The sequence below is a fragment of the Syntrophaceae bacterium genome (assembly GCA_013177825.1).
In the GTDB taxonomy this organism is placed as follows: Bacteria; Desulfobacterota; Syntrophia; order Syntrophales; family PHBD01; genus PHBD01.
In genome coordinates this window covers 82,249-99,972 of the sequence record JABLXX010000001.1, presented here as the reverse complement: position 1 = coordinate 99,972, position 17,724 = coordinate 82,249, and the positions used below count along the sequence as shown (strand labels likewise).

Here is a 17,724-nt window from a genome sequence, read left to right as displayed (position 1 = left end):
GCACAACACGGAATGGGATTTATACTTGACATCCAGCCGATGTTTCAACAAGATTGTTCGGCAATTTCGGAAATGAACGTTGACCGGGCATCTATTTATGACCTCCCACCAAGACTCCTCCAGGGTTCGCATCACCGTCATCGGCCTCGGCAAGGTGGGTACTGCCATGGCCGTCCTGCTTCAGAAGGCTGGATATCCCCTGGCGGCCCTTTATGATGTCTCTCCGGAGGCCAGGGAAAGAGCCGTCTCGGCAACGGGCGCCTTCGCGGCCGCCGGATCGGCCGAGGCGGCATCCCGGGGAGACGCCGTGTTCATTACCACGGGCGATGACAGGATCCTCCCGGTCTGTCGCGAAATCGCGAGCGGGAAAGGATTCCGGAAGGGACAGACGGCGGTTCACATGAGCGGCGCCGGCGGGCTTGACCTCCTCCAGCCCGCGCGGGAGGCCGGTGCGTTCAGGGCCAGCATTCATCCGATGCAGGCCTTCGCCGACTCCGCCATGGCGCTTCAGAACCTTCCCGGCAGCATCTTCGGCGTCACCGCCGACGAACCCGCCCGGGAATGGGCCGTCCGGATCGTGCAGCACCTTGGCGGCACCCCCTTCTTCGTCGCCGAGGAAAACAAGGCCCTCTATCACGCCGCCGCCTGCATGGCATCGAATTACCTGGTCACCCTGATCCGCCAGGTCGAGAAAGTCTTCGAATCCATCGGTATGGACAGGGAGGCGGCGGTCCGGGCCATCTGGCCCCTGGTTGCGGGAACGCTCAAGAACATCGAGACCATGGGAACGGTCCAGGCCCTCACCGGACCCGTGGCGCGGGGGGACGCCGGAACCATTGACAAGCACCTCGCGGCCTTCCGGGAAAAACTGCCGCACCTCCTGGAGACCTACTGCGTCCTGGGAAAACGAACGGTGGAACTGGCCCGGATGAAAGGAACCCTTTCCCCTGAGCAGGCCGAACGTCTTTATTCCATTTTTTCGGGAGGAACTCCATGAGCACCCACGGCAAGGTGAACAAGGTCACGACGGCAACGGTCCGGGACATGAAAAAGAAAGGCGAGAAGATCACCATGATCACCGCCTACGACTACCCCACCGGGGCCATCGTGGACGAGGCGGGCATCGACCTGATCCTCGTGGGGGACTCCCTGGGGATGGTGGTGCTGGGATACGACAGTACGCTCCCCGTGACGATGGACGTCATGATCCACCATACAAAAGCCGTCAGCCGGGCCGTCAGCCGGGCTCTCGTGATCGGTGACATGCCGTTCATGTCCTACCAGGCCTCGGCGGACGAGGCGGTCCGTAACGCCGGCCGCTTCCTCCAGGAGGCGGGCGCCCAGGCGGTGAAGCTCGAAGGGGGCCGCGAAGTGGCCGAGGTGACGCGCCGCATCGCCGCCGCGGGGATTCCCGTCATGGCCCACCTGGGCCTGACTCCCCAGGCGGTTCACCAGCTCGGAGGCTACAAGGTCCAGGGCAAGGGGAGCGAGGCGGCGAACCGGATCCTGGAAGACGCAAAGATCCTCGAGGAGGCAGGGGCCTTTTCCGTGGTTCTGGAGTGCATCCCGGTGGAGCTCGGCCGGGTGATCAGCGAGACCCTCTCGATACCCACCATCGGCATCGGCGGCGGCGTCCACTGCGACGGCCAGGTTCTGGTGCTCCACGACCTCCTGGGGATGTTTGAACGCTTCACACCTAAATTCGTCAAGAAGTACGCCAACATCAACACCCAGATGAAAGAGGCCGTGGAGAAGTACATCGTCGAGGTCCGGCAGGGCGAGTTCCCGGGACCGGAGCACTCTTTTCTTTAGACAGGACGTACCCTTTCTGCTCCGAAAGCGCCTCACGGTTCGTTCCGTCGTCAGGACATCGGCGTTCTATCCGCGACGTGGCGGATCATCTGCCGGAAGATGCCTTCGGTGATCTCCGGCGACATGAAGTAATCCGGATGCCTTCCGTACAGGTCGGCCGTCAGGACCCGCGCGGCGTCCTCCACGCCGCCGTACCGCTCCAGGGCTTCTTCCATAACCCTCCGCAGAGAGCGCGCCTCGTCGAGGGTCTGCCCGATGAATCCCGCCGCCTCCGGCCCGGTCACAAATCCGTAATGGTCCGCACACAGGCGTTCCACCTCCAGCCCCCGGAGTTTCTCGAGGCTCTCCTCGAATCGGGTGAAATCGGAGTTTCCCAGGGGAATCGAGAAATCCTTGAAGGGGATACCGCCGCCGTCGGAGGCGAAGAGGGCCTTCCGCACCCGAACGTATGCGGAGATCGAGCACGATGAGTGGCCCGGCGTTTCGAAAATCCGGACCTCCAGCCCCCCCAGGTCGATCCGGTCTCCCTCGCAGACCGTCCGGCCCGCCACGTCGTCCCGCCAGGCATGGTCGAAGCTCTTCAGCCCCTCCTGTAGACCCATCCTATCCGTGACCATCCGGCTGAATTCGTTGATCGTAGCGACGGCCTTCGGCATGGCCAGAACCTCCCAGGCCCGGGCGGAGGCCAGGACCTCCATGCTTGGGAAGGTCCGCTTCCACCAGGGGATGACGCCGAGGTGGTCGAAGTGGGCGTGGAGGATCAGGATCCGGGTGATGCGCCCACGGTCGATCCCGAAGGATTCCAGCTGGCGGACAACCTCCGGCAGAATGTAGACCATCCCTCCGCTCACGAGCATGGATTCCCGGGTTCCCTCCAGGAGGTAAAGCCCTGTTTCCTCCCGCCCCAGGTACCAGATCCCGTCGGCCACCCTTCCGGCTTTCCGGTGTCTCATTTTCTTTTCCTCAAAGTTTTTTCCCTACATTTTTTATCTCAGCACCGTGATATCTATCTTCCGACGCTCGAAGGGATGAAACGGGCTTGCCATGGAGAGGCGCCTCCATCGCGCTCAGAAGCGTTTTTTCGACCCTGCATCGTCTCGCTCCGCTGCAAAGTCATAACTCGCGCCTGGGGGCGCTCAGACAGATGACTTTGCGGGCGCTGCGCTGCGACGGCAGGGTACCCCGAAAAAGCCGCCATTCGCGCTCCGGGAAGCCCCTCTCCCCGACCAACGTTCGCGGGGGCGCGACCGGGGGTTTCCAGAGGAGCAATTGGGACTTTTTTCCCATCCCTCCAGCCTGACAGACCGTCGATGACGAATCGCGGGAAAAAACGTCCGCGACGGCGGAAGCCCCCGTGGCAGCCCCCGCGCCCCGACCGAACCGGCCAGCCGCGGGGGCGCGGCCGCCAACCTGATCGTGCCCCTTTTCTGGAAAATCCCCAGGAACTATGGTAGCATGCGCCGTCTTCGCTTGGGGGGCGGAGACCCTGCCGCACCGACTCATTCACATCCATACCGAAAAAGGAGGGAACATGAAAGGGAAGAGCCGCCTGGACGCCATCTTCAAGCCGCGTAGCGTCGCCATGGTCGGGGCCTCCGGAACGCCGGGGAAGCTCGGCTACGACGTCCTCTACAACCTCATCCACGCCGGGTTCAAGGGCTCCATCTTTCCCGTGAACCCGAAGGCCGACGAACTCCTGGGCCTGAAGTCCTACAGGGACATCGCCTCCATCCCTGCGGCGCCGGACCTCGCCGTGATCGTGATCCCGTCGCGGATGGTGATCGGGGCCGTCGAGGAGTGCGGAAAGGCCGGCGTGAAGGCCGCCGTGATCGTCACCGGCGGCTTCGCCGAAGCGGGGGAGGAAGGGGAAAAGCTTCAGGCCGAGCTGGCCGCAACGGCCCGGAAATACAACGTCCGCCTCATCGGCCCCAACTGCCAGGGGGTCAACGCACCCTATGCCAGCCTCTGCGCATCCTGGCCGCTCCTCACCACCCACGGGCGGATGGCCTTCATCTCCCAGAGCGGCACCGTCGGGGCAGCCTTGATGGACTGGGCCACCGAAGAGGACCTGGGTGTGAGTGTCTTCGTCAGTCTCGGCAACCGGGCGGACGTGGACGAATCGGACTGCATCCGGTACTTCAACGAGGACCGGAACACCCGGGTGATCGCCCTCTACGTGGAGGGGGTGAAACGACCGGCCGCCTTCCTGGAAGCGCTGGGGAGTGTAAACAAGCCCGTGGTCATCCTCAAGGCGGGCCGGACCGCCCGGGGCCGCGTGGCGGCGGAAAGCCACACCAAGTCCCTGGCGGGGACCGACGAGATCTACGAGGCCATCTTCCGGAAATACAAGGTCTGCCGGGCGGACAACCTGGAGGAGCTGTACGACTTCGCCAAGGCTCTGGCTTACCTGGACAAACCGAAGGGCCGTCGCTTACTGTCCATATCCAGTTCCGGCGGCGCCGCCATCCTCGCCATCGACGAGGCGGAAAAGTACGGCTTCTCCTCCCCCATTCCTGCGGCGGCCCTCCAGAAGCGGCTCCGGTCCTTTCTACCGCCCCACTGTGGTGTTTACAACCCCATCGACCTGACGGGGGACGCCATTACCGACCCCAGCCTCTACGCGAAGGTCATTGCCGAGGCAAAGTCGGACTACGACACGAGCATCGTCATCTTCGGCGACCCCGTTCACGGCGCCTCGGACATCGTCACCGGGAAGGGGGAACTCGTCGTCTTCTGCGGCGGCGCCGACGTGGAGCGGGAGGAGGCCCTGAAGATGCACAGAAAGGGAATTCCCGTCTACCCCACACCGGAGCGGGGCGTCCGGGCCCTGGCACAGCTGGTACGCTTCGACGAAGCGCCGGCGGCGAAAGCGCCCCACGCCGCACCGCAGGCCGGAGCAACGAATCTCCTCCCCCCCGTCGCAGCCATGTCGCTCCTCAAAAAGTACCGTATCCCGGTGGCGGACACCGTCCTGGCCGACACGCCCTTCCGGGCCGCCGCCGCGGCGAAGGCCTTCGGAGGCCCGGTGGCGCTAAAGGTCGCATCACCCGACGTTTCCCACAAGTCCGACGTCGGGGGCATCCGCCTGAACCTCTCTTCCGGCGGGACCGTGAGAGCAGCCTTTGGAGACATCCTGGAGACGGTGCGGAGGAAGATGCCGATGGCCCGGATCGACGGGGTCACCGTTTCCGCGATGGCTCCGGCAGGCGGAACGGAGGTGATTCTCGGCGTCCTGAAGGACCCGCAGTACGGCCACGCGCTCATGTTCGGCCTGGGCGGCATCTTCACGGAAATCTACCGGGACGTCCGGTTCTGTCTCCTCCCGGCCTCGGATGAGGAGTTTCTGCAGGCGATCCGGGGCATCCGGGGGTGGCCGGTCCTGGCGGGCGTCCGGGGACAGAAGCCGAAGGACCTCAAGGCCCTGGTAAGGCTGATGCATTCCCTGGCGCGACTGGTGAAGGACCGTCCCGAGATCGAGCAGATCGATCTCAATCCGGTCCTGGTCTACGAAAAGGGAGCCTGTGCCGTGGACTGGCGAATCTACGCCGGTTGACCCTGTATCATGGTTCATGCACCCACTGGGTGGTGTCGATCGACAAATGACGGCCTTCTCGAAAACGGATTGCCGGCTGCGGTCCCAGCGGCCCGTACCAGGCACCGATCTTCATTCCATGAGGGTCCAGGAGATCGGAGGCATGCAGGGGGCGGTTCCGGTCCGCCGCCAGCCGCAGCATCCCCTCGACGGCTGCGGGAAGATCCCGCTCGGGGTCCGTCAGCTCACGCCATCCACCCTCCAGGCTCCAGTCGTCCCGGAGCATCAGCAGGGCCGAAGGATGCGCCTCTGACCCGGCTGCGTAATAGCGGTAATCCGGATCCGCCTCGCCGGCGGTGAACGCCTCCTCCGCCTCCGGGGTCGCCCTCAGGCTTCCCCGGGACCGGGGTACCAGGCGGAACACGAGGACAGTCGCCGCCGCGAGAGCCAGAAAGATCACGAACAGCAGGTTCGGGGAGATTTCCGTCATGGGCCGCGTTTCCTTCTCCTTCTTTCGTTCTGCCCCGATGACCGTTCCGGCATACGGTAACCTGAGCAACGTCCCGGACCGGGGAAATCCATCGCGGTCATTCCCGCTTAACGGCCCAGGAAGCTCATCATGACTTCCTGATAACGCGCCCCGGCTGCCTTATGGATCGGGAAGGCCTCCTCCAGGAGGCTCCGCTCCGCCTCCGTCAGCTCGATGTCCAGCGCACCCGCGTTTTCTTCCAGATAGCTCCGGCGTTTCGTGCCGAAGATGGGAACGACGTCCTCGCCCCGGCTGAGCACCCATGCCAGGGCGATCTGCCCGGGCCGGCATTGTTTCTCCCGGGCCATCGCCTCCACGCGGTTCACCAGTTCCAGATTCTTCCTGAAATTATCCCCCTGGAACCGTGGGGAGGTCCGCCGGTAGTCGCCTTCCGGCAGATCCTCGAACGAGCGGATCTGCCCCGTCAGGAACCCCCTCCCCAGGGGGCTGTAGGCCACGAAACCGATTCCCAGCTCACGGCAGACCGTGAGCGCCCCCTCCTCGGGATCTCTCGTCCACAGTGAATACTCGCTCTGGAGGGCCGTCACGGGATGGACGGCATGGGCCCGGCGGATCGTGCCGGGTCCCGCCTCGGAGAGGCCGATGAACCGGATCTTTCCTTCCCGGACGAGATCCGCCATGGCGCCGACGGTCTCCTCGATGGGCGTGTCCGGGTCCACCCGGTGCTGGTAGTAGAGATCGATGACCTCGACGCCCAGGCGCCGCAGGCTGGCTTCACAGGCGGAGCGCACGTATTCCGCCTTTCCGCACACCCCCCGGTATCGGGGATCGTCGCTGCGGAGGATCCCGAACTTGGTGGCCAGGAAGACCTCCTGCCGGCGTCCGCGGACGGCCTTTCCGACCAGTTCTTCGTTCAGGAAGGGACCGTACACGTCGGCCGTGTCGAGCAGGGTGATTCCCATCTCCAGCGCCCGATGAATGGTGGCCAGCGATTCCGCGTCGTCGCGGGTGCCGTAGAATTCGGACATCCCCATGCATCCCAGCCCCAGGGCCGAAACGAGGGGGCCGTTCTTTCCGAGCCGTCGCTGCTTCATCACGGATTTCTCCTTTCCGGCACGCTGCAGCCGTCAGGATCGCGGGAGGGAAACGGAACGCCCGGCCCTCCGCCGTGTCCATCCGGCATTGCTGTCCTTTATGAATTCGATATCCCGTTTCTTCCGTCTCTCATCAGGCCGCCGCCCTCTCCTCCGGCGGAGCAGCCGCGGCAGGGGTGGCTTCGGGCTCCGGTCCGTGCCGGACATGCTTCATGAGCAGGACCAGGGGAAGCATGCAGAGCATCATGACCGCCAGCACATGAAATGCGTCGTTGAAGGACATCATGGAGGCCTGCCGGAGGAACTGTTCGTACAGAACACCCAGCCCGCCCTGGGACGCCGATGCCGCAGGCAGTCCCTTCCGCTGAACGATCTCAGCCGCCTGCTGCGACGACCACCAGAAATTCGGGTCGAACGGTGTCAGCGAATCCACCAGCCTCGCCTGGTGGAACTGGGAACGCCGGGCGACCATGGTGGTGACGAAGGCGACGCCGAGGCCGCCGCCGACATTTCGCACCAGGTTGAAGATGGAGGTTGCATTGCCCATTTCCTCACGCCGGATCCCCGACAGAGTCAGTGTCGTCAGGGGGATGAAGATCATTCCCATGCCGACTCCCATGACGACGCGCGGCCAGAAGACGGAAAAGAAATCCGCCCCCAAGGTGAACCGGGACATCAGGACGTTGGCCCAGGCCGTGATGATAACACCCACCGCCACCACAAACTTGGGGTTGATCCGGGTGATGAGGCGGCCCACGAGGGGCATCGTGACAAGGATGGCGAGCCCCCCGGGACCGAGGACGATGCCGGCCAGGCTGGCTGTATAGCCCATCAGGCTCTGCAGGTAAATGGGCAGGAGCACGATGCTCCCGAAAAGGTTGACGAGAACGAAGAAGACAACGACGTTGCCGATGCAGAACGAGTAGTCCCGGAAGACGCCGAGATCCACGATGGGATATCGGACCGAGATTTCCCGGAAGACAAAAAAGACGAAGGCGATGGTTGTGACGGCCGCCAGTGTGACGATCAGTCCGGAGGCGAACCAGTCCTCCCGCTGGCCCCGGTCCAGAATCATCTGCAGGCATCCCACCCAGAGACCCAGGAGGATCAGGCCGACATAGTCAACCGTCAGAGCCGTCCGCTTCATGTAGGAGGGGTCCCGGATAAACAGCGATGTCATGACGAGGGAGACGGCACCGATGGGAATGTTGATGAAAAAGATCCAGTGCCACGACCAGTTGTCGGTGATCCAGCCTCCCAGGAGCGGGCCGACGATGGGGCCGAACATGATCCCGATCCCGAAAATCGCCATGGCCATCCCGTGCTGGACCGGTGGAAAGGTCTCCAGGAGAACTGACTGGGAGATGGGCTGAAGGGATCCTCCGGCGATTCCCTGCAGGACGCGGAAGACGATCAGGCTCTGAATGTTCCAGGCCAGGCCGCAGAGGAGGGAACTGGCTGTGAAGAGGGTAACGGAAAACAGGAGATACCGTCTCCGTCCGAAGAACCGGCTGAGCCAGCCTGTCATTGGAACGATGACGGCGTTCGCCGCCAGATAGGAGGTGATGGACCAGGTTGCTTCGTCGATCCCGGCGGAGAGGCTCCCGCGGATATGGTCGAGCGATACGTTGACGACCGACGTGTCGATGATGACCATCAGGGTCGGCAGCATCACCGTAAGGGCGACGAGCCACTTGTTGACGGGATTATCCATTCAAACTCACCGGAGGTGTGACGGACCGGACAATCCGCGGGGAGTCCCTCATTCGACGAGGATCGTCGGTACGACGGACATGCCCACCCGCAGCATGTGGCCTGGATCGGTGCCCCGGTCCAGAAGGATCTTGACCGGAATTCTCTGCACGACCTTTACGTAGTTGCCCGTGGCGTTTTCCGGGGGAAAGAGGGAGAAAACCGCCCCGGTTCCCGCCATGATGCTGTCCACCCGGCCGGTGAAGGTCCGGCCTGGATAACCGTCCACCCGGACCTCCGCTTTCTGTCCCGGTTTCATGCGCTCGAGCTGCGTTTCCTTGTAGTTCGCCACAATCCAGACGCTATCGAGGGCAACCACGGCCATGAGCGGCTGCCCCGCCTGGATCTGGTTCCCGACCTCGACGGACCTTTTCGTGACGTATCCGTCCGCCGGCGCCACGATTTTCGTGTAGCTTTTCCGGAGCAGGTCGGCCTGGAGGGATTCCTCCTTCTGCCGCACCGTTGCTTCCTGGGACTGCCGGGCCGACTCCATCTGGCGGATCAGGGAACGCTGGGTCTCGACGGCGGCCTCCGCCTGCTTCACCTGCTCCCGGGCGGCTTCCACCTGAGCCCGGGCCGTATCGAATGCCGTCCTGGTCCGGTCGTAACGCTCCTCGGCGATGATTTTCTTCTCCCGGAGCTGAATCGCCCGCTTCAGGTCGATCTCCGTCTGCCGGGTCTGGACCTCCTGAAGGCGCAGGTTTGCCCGGGCCGATTCCAGACGGTAGCCCGCTTCCTCCAACTGCCGGCGGGCGACGTCCCCCCGGAGAGAAATCTCCCGCTCCTTCGCCTTCTCGGCCCGGACAGCGGACTCGGTCTCCCTGACCCGGACGTCGTAGTCACGCTCGTCGATTTCCGCCAATACCTCGCCCTGCTTCACAAACTGGTTGTCGATGACGGCGATCCGGGTCACCGTCCCGGGAACCTTGGAGGCAATGGAGTGGATTCGCCCGGTCACGAAGGCATCATCCGTTGAAACGTGTGTGCTCCGGTAACGGAGGTAATACAGAAAGCCGGCCAGGCCGCAGAGGATGAGAAGCGCGAGCAGGGACAGGGCCATCGGCCTCCTGTAACGCAAAAAGACGTCTCCCTTCAAAATCATGGTTCAGGCATCCCCTCTTCTGTTTTTGATCTCCCTGTTCAGGCACCCAAGACCGCCAGGATCTCGCTCAGATCCGGAACCTGCCGTATGAGATAGACCTTTGTGAACACAACGTTTCCCGTCTCGTCGAGCAGGATGTTCGCCCGCTCCGAGAAGCCTTCGGGCCGCAGAATACCCAGCGATTTCGCCACCCCGCCGTGAGGCCAGAAGTCCGCCAGGATTCGCGTGTGCCGGAGTTTCATGCTTTTGGCCCAGGCGGCCTTGCAGGGCACGCTGTCCACGCTGAGACCGACGGCCAGCGTATTGAACTTCTGAAATGTTCGATACTTCTTCTCCAGATCCTTCATCTGCAGGGCGCAGACGGGGGTCCAGGCCAGCGGGTGGAAGGACAGGAGAATCCTGTTTCCCCGGTAGGCCGCCAGCCGGAAATCTTCGCCGTCCTGGTCCTTGAGCCGGAAATCCTTCACCTTCCTGCCGGTTGGAATGACTTTGCGCTCCGTCATGTCTTGCCTCCTCGGATTGGATGCGGATGGAAAGGCCGTTACCTCCTCCGGAAACGAACAGCTTCCGGTATTCCATTGCGGCTGCGGAAAGCCCGCTTCGTCATGCGGCAATATTCCGGGCGATTCGCCGGATGGCATCCGATTCGAACACCCGGATGCCAGGGTGGGACTCCCGGGCAACGGCCAGAATCGCCCTGGCGATGTCGCCGGCCTGGACCGGCTTGTAACGTTCCGGAATGGCGAAACCGAAGAGGGCCGACAGCACCTTCCCGGCGGACTCCCCCATTCTGCTCTCCTGCCGGTCGCCCAGGATGAGGGACGGCCGGAAAATGCTCACGCTTCGGAAAGGGAGTCCCCTCACGGCCTGTTCGAGTTCGCCCTTGACACGGTTGTAGAAGACCCGGGAAGAAGCTTCGGCCCCGAGAGCCGTCACCAGAAGGAGATGGGACGCCCCATTTTCAGCGGCCCTTCCTGCCGTCTCGAAGGCATAGGTGAAATCGACGCGGCGGAAGAGCTCCTGCGACCCCGCTTTCCCGATCGTCGTCCCGAGGCAGGAAATCATGTGATCCGCGGCAAACAGGGACTTGAAGGCGTCGATCCGCTCGAAGTCGATCACATGGACTTCCACACGGGAATCGCGAAACACCTCCGGAAGCGGGGAGCGAACCGGCACCACAATCCGCCGGTAATCATCCGTCGATGCCAGCAGTTTCAAGCATTCGCCGCCCACCAGGCCCGTCGCACCCAGCAGCAGAACCGATTTGTCCCCCATGCTCAGTCCTCAACGATTTGATAGGATTCCAATGAAAAATCATAAGGGAAACAAAGTCGAGCCGTCAACGGATGATTGCCTGATTCAATGGAAATGCGGTTCAAATCCACTCATTTTAATGTTATGAAATGTGAAGGAGGGATTGACTATGGGCACGGTTGACCGCTACGAAATCAATCGCAAGATACGAAGCATCCTGGTTCGCTACGACGTCGATACGACAAAGATCGACTACTCGTTTATCGGCAACACGGCGTATATTTACGGGGAACTCAGGAAAAACAGGAAGGAAGAGGAGTTCGAACTCGCCAGTCTCGAACAGATGGTAAAAGAAATCACCCGCATCAACGGCGTCCGCTACATTCAGTTCGATTTGAGAAACTGGATCATCAACTATTCCGGGATGGCCCTGAGCATCACCAAGGGAAGAACCGCGCCCGCCCCACAGACGATCTCGGCCGCTGAAACCGGGATGGGGATGGACGTGGAACTGAATGTGGACAAAGAGGAAAAGCCGAGGGAACCGCCGAAAAAGGAAGAAGAGAAAAAGGAAAAAAAGGAGGCCTGACCTTGTGGCCTCCCGAATTATGCCCTGTCGAATCGGGGCTCCCGGAGATTCAGTCCCGGACGCCCCTTGTTCCCGTCATGGTCCCGGGCGGCATCAGTTCGATGGTATCGCTCCCTCCCCTGGATTTTCTTCTTCCCGAAGGCTGCATCCATTTCTGGATATTCGACTTCTGAAGCCTGGAAAAAACGGCCTCCAGCACCCGCCGCAGGAATTTCACCTGCAGATCGGGAATCAAGCGGTTCAGGTCGTCCGCGCCGAAGGCCAGCATCAGGCAGTCCGTCCGCGCTTCGACGTGGGCGATCCGGGGCTTTCCCATGAGACCGACTTCGCCGAAAATGTCCCCCGCCTGAAGGCCGGCGATCGTCTTGCCCCGGAAGAGCACGTCCGCCTGGCCCTTCACCAGCACGTACATCCTGAGGTCCAGTTCCCCCTCCCGTATGATGCGCTGGTTCACCGGAACGTCTACCCATGCGGCAATCTTCATGAGATTGACGATTTCATCGTCTTCGAAGACATCGAAGAATGCGATTTCATCGAGGAGGCGCAGCAGGACCGTCTCCTGCATATCGACCGATATCACCAGAACCCCCGCTCCATGCAGTTGGCAATAAAAGGCAGGGACCGGCGGGCGCCCTCCAGGAAATACTCATGGAGCTGCCTGCCGACATCCGGGTAAAGCGGCGTGTCGGCAAGCTTGTCCACGGGAACCCAGCAGACCTCCAGGGAGCGCGTGTGATCGGGCCGGACCTTCGGCGTACCGTGCACCTCCCTGGCTTCAAATATAACATGCAGGGTCTGAGGATAGCGCTTCGTCGCCGGCGCCTCGCCGATCATGATGATGTCACCGATCACCAGCTTCACGCCCAACTCGTTTTTCCATTCCAGGGTGGTGGCCTCCTGGAGGGGAACATCCTTGTCGACTCCGCCGCCCGGAAGTGCGTACACGTCCTTGCCTCCGTAAATGTAACGCATACAGAGGACTTCACCCGCCTGCTCGAATACGGCCGAAACACGAACTCTCATTTCCGCCTCCTGAATTCTGCTCAGCGATTTAAGAATGCACCATGCATCCGTCTTGAGACATCCGTGCGCTCATGATAAACCGGTGCAGCGCCGGCGTCAATACAAAGACTCGCGACAGGACCCGCTCCGTTCCCGGAACGGCGGCGGGCAAAGGCAAGATCACAATGGATCCGAACATCCTGCTGAAACTGGAGGGCATCACCGTCCGTCTCGGCACAACGTTCCTCCTTCACGACACAACCTGGGAGATTCGCCGCGGCGAGCACTGGGCTATCCTCGGCCCGAACGGAGCGGGGAAATCCACACTGGCACGGGTCCTGGCCGGCGAGGAGCTCCATGTCCGAGGACGGGTGATCCACAACGGAAACCGTTCGGGGGGCAGCCATCCCGGCCATGTCTCCCTCGAGCTTCAGGAGTGCATCCTGGCCCGGGAGGAAACGAAGGATGCGGCTCGTGCCTTCGCGGGTTCGTGGAACGACCTGGAACGGGTGCGGGATACGGTCGGCGGCAATGCGGGCGGCGGGATGGACGACCCCGCGAAGGTTGACCGTCTTCTCGGACGCCTGGGCATTGCAGACCTTGGGAAACGTCCGATCCGTTTCCTTTCCACGGGCGAATTCCGCAAAGTCCTGATCGCCCGCGCCCTTCTTGTGAACCCGGAAATCCTTATCCTGGACGAGCCTTTCGCCGGCCTGGACAGGGCTTCGCGTAGCGCCTTCCGGGAAATCGTCCGCACAGTCATGAACGCAGGCACACAAGTCGTCGTCATAACCCACCGCAGGGATGAAATCCCCGCAGAGATCACACATGTTCTGGGCGTTCGGGAAGGGCGCGTCCTTTTCCAGGGTCCACGGGACGAGATGCTCACTCCCGATCGAATCCGGGTCCTCTTCGATCCGCCGGTGGCGGATCGCCCGTCAGCCTTGCAGGCCGAAAGGACCACCCCTGCAAGTGGAGACATTCTGATCGCCATGAGAGACGTCGTCGTCCGTTACGGCGATGCAACGATCCTGGACGGATTCTCCTGGACCGTCCGCCGAGGCGAGCGCTGGGCAATCGTCGGACCGAACGGATCGGGAAAGACCACCCTTCTGAACCTGATCACGGCGGACCATCCCCAGGCCTATTCCAATGACATCCGGATCTTCGGCCGGCGCCGGGGATCGGGGGAAAGCATCTGGGAAATCAAGGCGCGCATCGGGTTCGTGTCATCGGAGTTCCAGATCCGGTATCGGCTGCCTCTGGCGGCCCGGGACGTCATCCTCTCGGGATTCTTCGACTCCGTAGGCCTTTACCGCCATGTGACGGCGAGCCAGGTCCGGGCGGCGGACGATTGGGCGGCCCGCCTGGACATCGCGGCGCTGGCCGGACGGCCTTTCGATTCCCTCTCCTTCGGAGAGCGGCGCATGGTACTCCTGGCGCGGGCCATGGTCAAATCTCCCGAACTCCTGGTCCTGGACGAACCATGCCAGGGCCTGGACACGGGAAACCGGAGCCGGATCCTGGAGATGGTGAACCGGATCGCCGAGACCGGGGAAACCACGATCCTGTTCGTAACCCATCACCCCGACGAACTGCCCGCCTGCATCGACCAAACGCTGTCCCTGGCCGCGCCGGCGGAACGGACCTCATAACGGCCCCGGAACGGCCTGCATCAGCCAATCCTGAATGAAGGCGGCGATCTCCTCCCAGCCCGGTTCGGCCGGCAGCGTGTGACCATGGCCCGGGAGCACCTTCAGCATCGAGACGGAGCGGTACTTCGCGGCGATCTTCCGTGCCACGGCCGGTGGCGTCATCCGGTCCCGATCCCCGACCAGGACCAGCACGGGGACATCGATCCTCGCCGCATCGACACGGGACGCCCGGTTCCCGTCGAGAGGCCATAGGCCCATCTCGAAGAGAGCCCGCCCAGATTCATGAACGTAACGGCCGTAGACGCGCCGCGCCTCCGCTTCCGGCAGCAGGTTCAGGGCGCCGTACCGGGAATCCGCATAGGACATCAGAACCGGCTTTCGCCAGAATCCCCACTGAAGGAACTGCTCCAGGAAACTTCTGGTTACGGAAGGGCTCGTGACCGGGATGCCCGCGGGAGCGGCGGGGGCAACCAGGACCAGCGCGGCGGCGAGTCCGCGGCTTCCCAGGATCTGGGCGAGAAGGCCTCCCATGGAATGGCCCATGATGACGGGCTTCCGGTCCAGCCGACGGATCTCCTCTTCCAGATCCTGCACGAAATCAAGCAGGCTCAACATCCCCAGCCGCGGGTCCGGAGGATCGCCGGGCCGCGTGTCGTGATGGCGCAGGACGGGGGTGACACATTGCCAGCCCCGGGCCTCGAACCATCCCCTATAATTCTCCCACATCCAGGGGCCGGCATACATCCCGTTGATCATGAAAAGGATTCCGTTCATTTCATCAACCTTCCCCTTGGAGTCTTCGTTTATGTGGCGGGCTGTACGCTTGCCGCAATCAGCAAGCATTCGGAGTTCTCCGCCGGCCGGATCTTTCGCAGGCGGGTTCCATGGTAACGGATCCATATTATTTAGGCAATGCACGAGTCACAAAAACGGGAAAATCATTCCAGGGCAAATTCCTCTTGACATTCGCCGGTCTTCCGAAGTAAAAGTTCCCAACTTTTTTCATCGGGAGAAATCAATGTCCACCGGAACCATCCAGGCAACTTTCTTTTTCGGCTTTTTTAGCTTTACCCGGGAGGTCTGCCTGTAGGGTCCGACACAGAATGAAATAAAAGGGCCGCGGGCGGATCTCATACCGCCCGCGGCTTTTTGTTTTTGGCCAGGCCGCGGACATCATCCCCGGCCTTTTTTATTTTCCGAAGGAGGAAATCATGAGACGGATGCTTTGTTCCACCCTGTGGGCCGTTCTGGCAGTTCTGGTTCTTGCCGCCGGCCCGGTCGAGGCGAAGACGATCAAGGTCGGCGCCGCCATCAACATGACGGGGCCCGCCTCCACCTGGGGCCAGTTCCACGCCAAGGGCCTGCAGGACTACCTGGCCTACGTCAACGACGTCAAGGGAGGCGTCGCCGGCAACAGGATCGAGATCCTCCTGGCTGACACGGCTTACAAGGTTCCCGAGGCGGTGGCGGCGGTCAAGAAGTTCGCCATTCAGGACCAGGTGGACATGATCGCCACCTGGGGTGCCGGTGAGGGGCTGGCGGCCAAACCCATCGTTCAGCAGTACAAGATACCCACCATCAACTTTTCCACCAGCTGGGAGATCCTGGAGAAGCCGGTGGACTACATGTACCTCCCCTTCGGCAGCTACCGCATGGACTGCCAGGCCGTCCTCGAGTACATCAAGGCAATCCACACCGGAAAGGACGCACCGAAAGTCGGGCTCCTGACCTACAACAACGCCTATGGCCGCTCCATCCACCAGCCGACACGGGAATACGCAGCCCGGCTGGGGGTAAAGATCGTCGCCATTGAAGAGTTCCCGCCCAAGACCGTGGACCTGACCACGGAGCTGCTCCGGCTCCAGAAGAGCGGCGCCCAATACGTCTTCATGCAGATGCTGCCCTCGGCCATCATTACGACCCTCCGGAGTGCCGACCGGCTCCGCTACTCCCCCCGCTTTTTCGGCACCTGGACCTCGACGGACCCCGATTTCTTCCGGCAGAGCAAGGGCCTCATCAGGGACCGCCTCGCCATGCAGTTCCCGGGCGGGCTCCCGTCCGACAACTCGCCGGGAATCAACGTCATGAAAGAACTTTGGAAACGCTATCGGACCGTCGATCGCTTCGACGCGGCCTACTGGGAAGGCGTCGCCATCGGCATGATCATGGAGCGGGCCTTTGTTCGCGCCCAGGAGAAGTTCAAGCAGGTCAACCGCAACACAATCAATCGCGCCATGGAATCCTTCAAGAACGAGGACTTCGGGGGACTGCTCCCGCCGGTGACCTACACGAAGAAGGACCACGGCGCCTCGTTCCGGGCCCGCATTGTCCAGGTCCGTGAAGACGGCACCTACGTTCCGCTGACCAATTTCTACACGCCGGGGAAGGAAAAGATCCGGCTTCTGAAATAAATGACCGCCGTGCCGGCACGGGATGATTCCGTGCCGGCACGGACACTCGGGGTCCCGCCTTGCCGGTTATCGCGCGGCGGCACCGGAAAGACAAGGAGCAAAAACCATGAAGGCATTCCGGGGAGAGCCGGCCCTTTTCCAATCCACCACGGAGACGGACCGCCGGGCGGACCTGGACGTGGAAGGCCTGTCGCTGGCCTTCGGAGGGGTCCAGGCCCTGCAGGACGTGAGCCTCACGACCAGAACGGGCGAACTCCTGGCCGTGATCGGCCCCAACGGAGCGGGCAAGACAAGCCTCCTGAACTGCATCACCGGGTTTTACCAGCCCCAGAAGGGGAGCATCCGCTTCAACGGCCGGGACATTACGCGGATGCACGCCCATCACCTCGTGCGGATCGGCATCGGCCGGACCTTTCAGAACATCGAGCTGTTTCCGGGAATGACGGTGCTGCAGAACCTGCTCCTGGCCCGGCACATTCACTGCGGGTACGGCCTGGCGGACGCCTGCCTCTTCAGCCCCGCCGTCCGCCGGGAGGAAATCCGCCACCGCCGGCTCCTGGAGGAGCTGATCGATTTTCTCGAGATCCAGGCGATCCGCAAGAAGACCGTGGGGTCCCTTCCCTACGGCCTGATGAAGCGGGTGGAGCTGGGACGGGCGCTGGCCCTGGAACCGAAGCTCCTCGTTCTGGACGAGCCCTTCGCCGGGATGAATCTGGAGGAGAAGGAAGACATGGTTCGCTTCCTCCTGGAACTGAACAAAGGGTGGGGTCAGACCATGATCCTCGTGGAACACGACATGTCCATTGTGATGAGCATCTCGGATCGCGTTGTGGTTCTCAATTTCGGCGAGCAACTCGCCGAGGGCACGCCGGAGGAGATCCGGAACCACCCGGAGGTGATCCGGGCCTACCTGGGGGACGAACATGGCGGCTGACTCCGCTTTACTGGCCCGCGCCTCCGGACGCTGGTTCAGCCGGCTGCTCTCCGGGGCGCGTCCCGAAACGCCGGTATCTCCACCGTTATCCGCGGTG

The 17,724-nt window shown here is 62.4% G+C and carries 17 protein-coding genes; 7 read left to right on the top strand and 10 right to left on the bottom strand.

Annotation, left to right across the window (positions count from 1 at the left end; all coding sequences use genetic code 11):
- Positions 1-97 precede the first annotated feature (97 nt).
- Entirely contained in the window at positions 98-997 is a 900-nt protein-coding gene (locus tag HPY65_00480; GenBank protein NPU82936.1) for a DUF2520 domain-containing protein, read from the top strand.
- Positions 994-1,812, top strand: a complete 819-nt coding sequence (panB, locus tag HPY65_00475; protein NPU82935.1) for a 3-methyl-2-oxobutanoate hydroxymethyltransferase — start codon at positions 994-996, stop codon at positions 1,810-1,812. The genes HPY65_00480 and panB overlap by 4 nt, the downstream gene beginning before the upstream one ends.
- Before the next feature lie 50 nt (positions 1,813-1,862).
- On the opposite strand, the gene HPY65_00470 is transcribed toward panB, so the two are convergent.
- Complete coding sequence (locus HPY65_00470; GenBank protein ID NPU82934.1) at positions 1,863-2,765, bottom strand: MBL fold metallo-hydrolase; 903 nt, start codon at positions 2,763-2,765, stop codon at positions 1,863-1,865.
- A 578-nt stretch (positions 2,766-3,343) separates the two neighbouring features.
- On the opposite strand from HPY65_00470, the gene HPY65_00465 reads away from it, so the two are divergent.
- Positions 3,344-5,365 carry an acetate--CoA ligase family protein gene (locus tag HPY65_00465; GenBank protein NPU82933.1) on the top strand — a complete coding sequence of 674 codons (2,022 nt, stop codon included), beginning with the start codon at positions 3,344-3,346 and terminating at the stop codon, positions 5,363-5,365.
- 7 nt (positions 5,366-5,372) lie between these two features.
- Here HPY65_00465 and HPY65_00460 read toward each other — a convergent pair whose 3' ends face one another.
- The 6 genes from HPY65_00460 to HPY65_00435 form a co-directional block, all read right to left on the bottom strand.
- A complete protein-coding gene (locus tag HPY65_00460) occupies positions 5,373-5,834 on the bottom strand; it encodes a hypothetical protein (GenBank protein NPU82932.1) in 462 nt (153 codons plus the stop codon).
- Between the two features lie 107 nt (positions 5,835-5,941).
- On the bottom strand, positions 5,942-6,928 hold the full coding sequence (locus HPY65_00455; protein NPU82931.1) for an aldo/keto reductase: 987 nt from the start codon (positions 6,926-6,928) through the stop codon (positions 5,942-5,944).
- Between the two features lie 133 nt (positions 6,929-7,061).
- Complete coding sequence (locus HPY65_00450) at positions 7,062-8,642, bottom strand: DHA2 family efflux MFS transporter permease subunit (GenBank protein ID NPU82930.1); 1,581 nt, start codon at positions 8,640-8,642, stop codon at positions 7,062-7,064.
- A gap of 48 nt (positions 8,643-8,690) precedes the next feature.
- Positions 8,691-9,782, bottom strand: coding sequence for an HlyD family secretion protein (locus HPY65_00445; protein ID NPU82929.1), 1,092 nt, complete (start codon positions 9,780-9,782; stop codon positions 8,691-8,693).
- Positions 9,783-9,820: 38 nt separating this feature from the next.
- Positions 9,821-10,285, bottom strand: coding sequence for a redoxin domain-containing protein (locus tag HPY65_00440; GenBank protein NPU82928.1), 465 nt, complete (start codon positions 10,283-10,285; stop codon positions 9,821-9,823).
- Between the two features lie 100 nt (positions 10,286-10,385).
- Positions 10,386-11,057, bottom strand: a complete 672-nt coding sequence (locus HPY65_00435) for an oxidoreductase (GenBank protein ID NPU82927.1) — start codon at positions 11,055-11,057, stop codon at positions 10,386-10,388.
- A 148-nt stretch (positions 11,058-11,205) separates the two neighbouring features.
- On the opposite strand from HPY65_00435, the gene HPY65_00430 reads away from it, so the two are divergent.
- The gene (locus HPY65_00430; GenBank protein ID NPU82926.1) at positions 11,206-11,625 is read left to right on the top strand and encodes a hypothetical protein; all 420 of its coding nucleotides are present in this window, start codon (positions 11,206-11,208) and stop codon (positions 11,623-11,625) included.
- A 49-nt stretch (positions 11,626-11,674) separates the two neighbouring features.
- Here HPY65_00430 and HPY65_00425 read toward each other — a convergent pair whose 3' ends face one another.
- Complete coding sequence (locus HPY65_00425; protein ID NPU82925.1) at positions 11,675-12,205, bottom strand: cyclic nucleotide-binding domain-containing protein; 531 nt, start codon at positions 12,203-12,205, stop codon at positions 11,675-11,677.
- Entirely contained in the window at positions 12,202-12,648 is a 447-nt protein-coding gene (locus HPY65_00420; protein ID NPU82924.1) for an NUDIX domain-containing protein, read from the bottom strand. The genes HPY65_00425 and HPY65_00420 overlap by 4 nt, the downstream gene beginning before the upstream one ends.
- A 71-nt stretch (positions 12,649-12,719) precedes the next feature.
- Between HPY65_00420 and HPY65_00415 the strand changes: the two genes are divergently transcribed.
- Positions 12,720-14,282 carry an ATP-binding cassette domain-containing protein gene (locus HPY65_00415; protein ID NPU82923.1) on the top strand — a complete coding sequence of 521 codons (1,563 nt, stop codon included), beginning with the start codon at positions 12,720-12,722 and terminating at the stop codon, positions 14,280-14,282.
- On the opposite strand, the gene HPY65_00410 is transcribed toward HPY65_00415, so the two are convergent.
- On the bottom strand, positions 14,277-15,056 hold the full coding sequence (locus tag HPY65_00410; GenBank protein ID NPU82922.1) for an alpha/beta hydrolase: 780 nt from the start codon (positions 15,054-15,056) through the stop codon (positions 14,277-14,279). The genes HPY65_00415 and HPY65_00410 overlap by 6 nt on opposite strands.
- Positions 15,057-15,493: 437 nt before the next feature.
- Here HPY65_00410 and HPY65_00405 point away from each other — a divergent pair, with 437 nt between their 5' ends.
- A complete protein-coding gene (locus HPY65_00405) occupies positions 15,494-16,693 on the top strand; it encodes an ABC transporter substrate-binding protein (protein ID NPU82921.1) in 1,200 nt (399 codons plus the stop codon).
- Positions 16,694-16,799: 106 nt separating this feature from the next.
- Positions 16,800-17,627: an ABC transporter ATP-binding protein gene (locus HPY65_00400; protein ID NPU82920.1), complete on the top strand. Its 828-nt coding sequence runs from the start codon at positions 16,800-16,802 to the stop codon at positions 17,625-17,627.
- Positions 17,628-17,724: the final 97 nt, after the last annotated feature.

Excerpts from the sequence above, each read along its gene's own strand:
- HPY65_00480 (NPU82936.1), top strand. The coding sequence starts at position 98 with ATGACCTCCCACCAAGACTCCTCCAGGGTTCGCATCACCGTCATCGGC.
- panB (NPU82935.1), top strand. The coding sequence starts at position 994 with ATGAGCACCCACGGCAAGGTGAACAAGGTCACGACGGCAACGGTCCGG.
- HPY65_00470 (NPU82934.1), bottom strand. The coding sequence starts at position 2,765 with ATGAGACACCGGAAAGCCGGAAGGGTGGCCGACGGGATCTGGTACCTG.
- HPY65_00465 (NPU82933.1), top strand. The coding sequence starts at position 3,344 with ATGAAAGGGAAGAGCCGCCTGGACGCCATCTTCAAGCCGCGTAGCGTC.
- HPY65_00460 (NPU82932.1), bottom strand. The coding sequence starts at position 5,834 with ATGACGGAAATCTCCCCGAACCTGCTGTTCGTGATCTTTCTGGCTCTC.
- HPY65_00455 (NPU82931.1), bottom strand. The coding sequence starts at position 6,928 with ATGAAGCAGCGACGGCTCGGAAAGAACGGCCCCCTCGTTTCGGCCCTG.
- HPY65_00450 (NPU82930.1), bottom strand. The coding sequence starts at position 8,642 with ATGGATAATCCCGTCAACAAGTGGCTCGTCGCCCTTACGGTGATGCTG.
- HPY65_00445 (NPU82929.1), bottom strand. The coding sequence starts at position 9,782 with ATGATTTTGAAGGGAGACGTCTTTTTGCGTTACAGGAGGCCGATGGCC.
- HPY65_00440 (NPU82928.1), bottom strand. The coding sequence starts at position 10,285 with ATGACGGAGCGCAAAGTCATTCCAACCGGCAGGAAGGTGAAGGATTTC.
- HPY65_00435 (NPU82927.1), bottom strand. The coding sequence starts at position 11,057 with ATGGGGGACAAATCGGTTCTGCTGCTGGGTGCGACGGGCCTGGTGGGC.
- HPY65_00430 (NPU82926.1), top strand. The coding sequence starts at position 11,206 with ATGGGCACGGTTGACCGCTACGAAATCAATCGCAAGATACGAAGCATC.
- HPY65_00420 (NPU82924.1), bottom strand. The coding sequence starts at position 12,648 with ATGAGAGTTCGTGTTTCGGCCGTATTCGAGCAGGCGGGTGAAGTCCTC.
- HPY65_00415 (NPU82923.1), top strand. The coding sequence starts at position 12,720 with ATGATAAACCGGTGCAGCGCCGGCGTCAATACAAAGACTCGCGACAGG.
- HPY65_00410 (NPU82922.1), bottom strand. The coding sequence starts at position 15,056 with ATGAACGGAATCCTTTTCATGATCAACGGGATGTATGCCGGCCCCTGG.
- HPY65_00405 (NPU82921.1), top strand. The coding sequence starts at position 15,494 with ATGAGACGGATGCTTTGTTCCACCCTGTGGGCCGTTCTGGCAGTTCTG.
- HPY65_00400 (NPU82920.1), top strand. The coding sequence starts at position 16,800 with ATGAAGGCATTCCGGGGAGAGCCGGCCCTTTTCCAATCCACCACGGAG.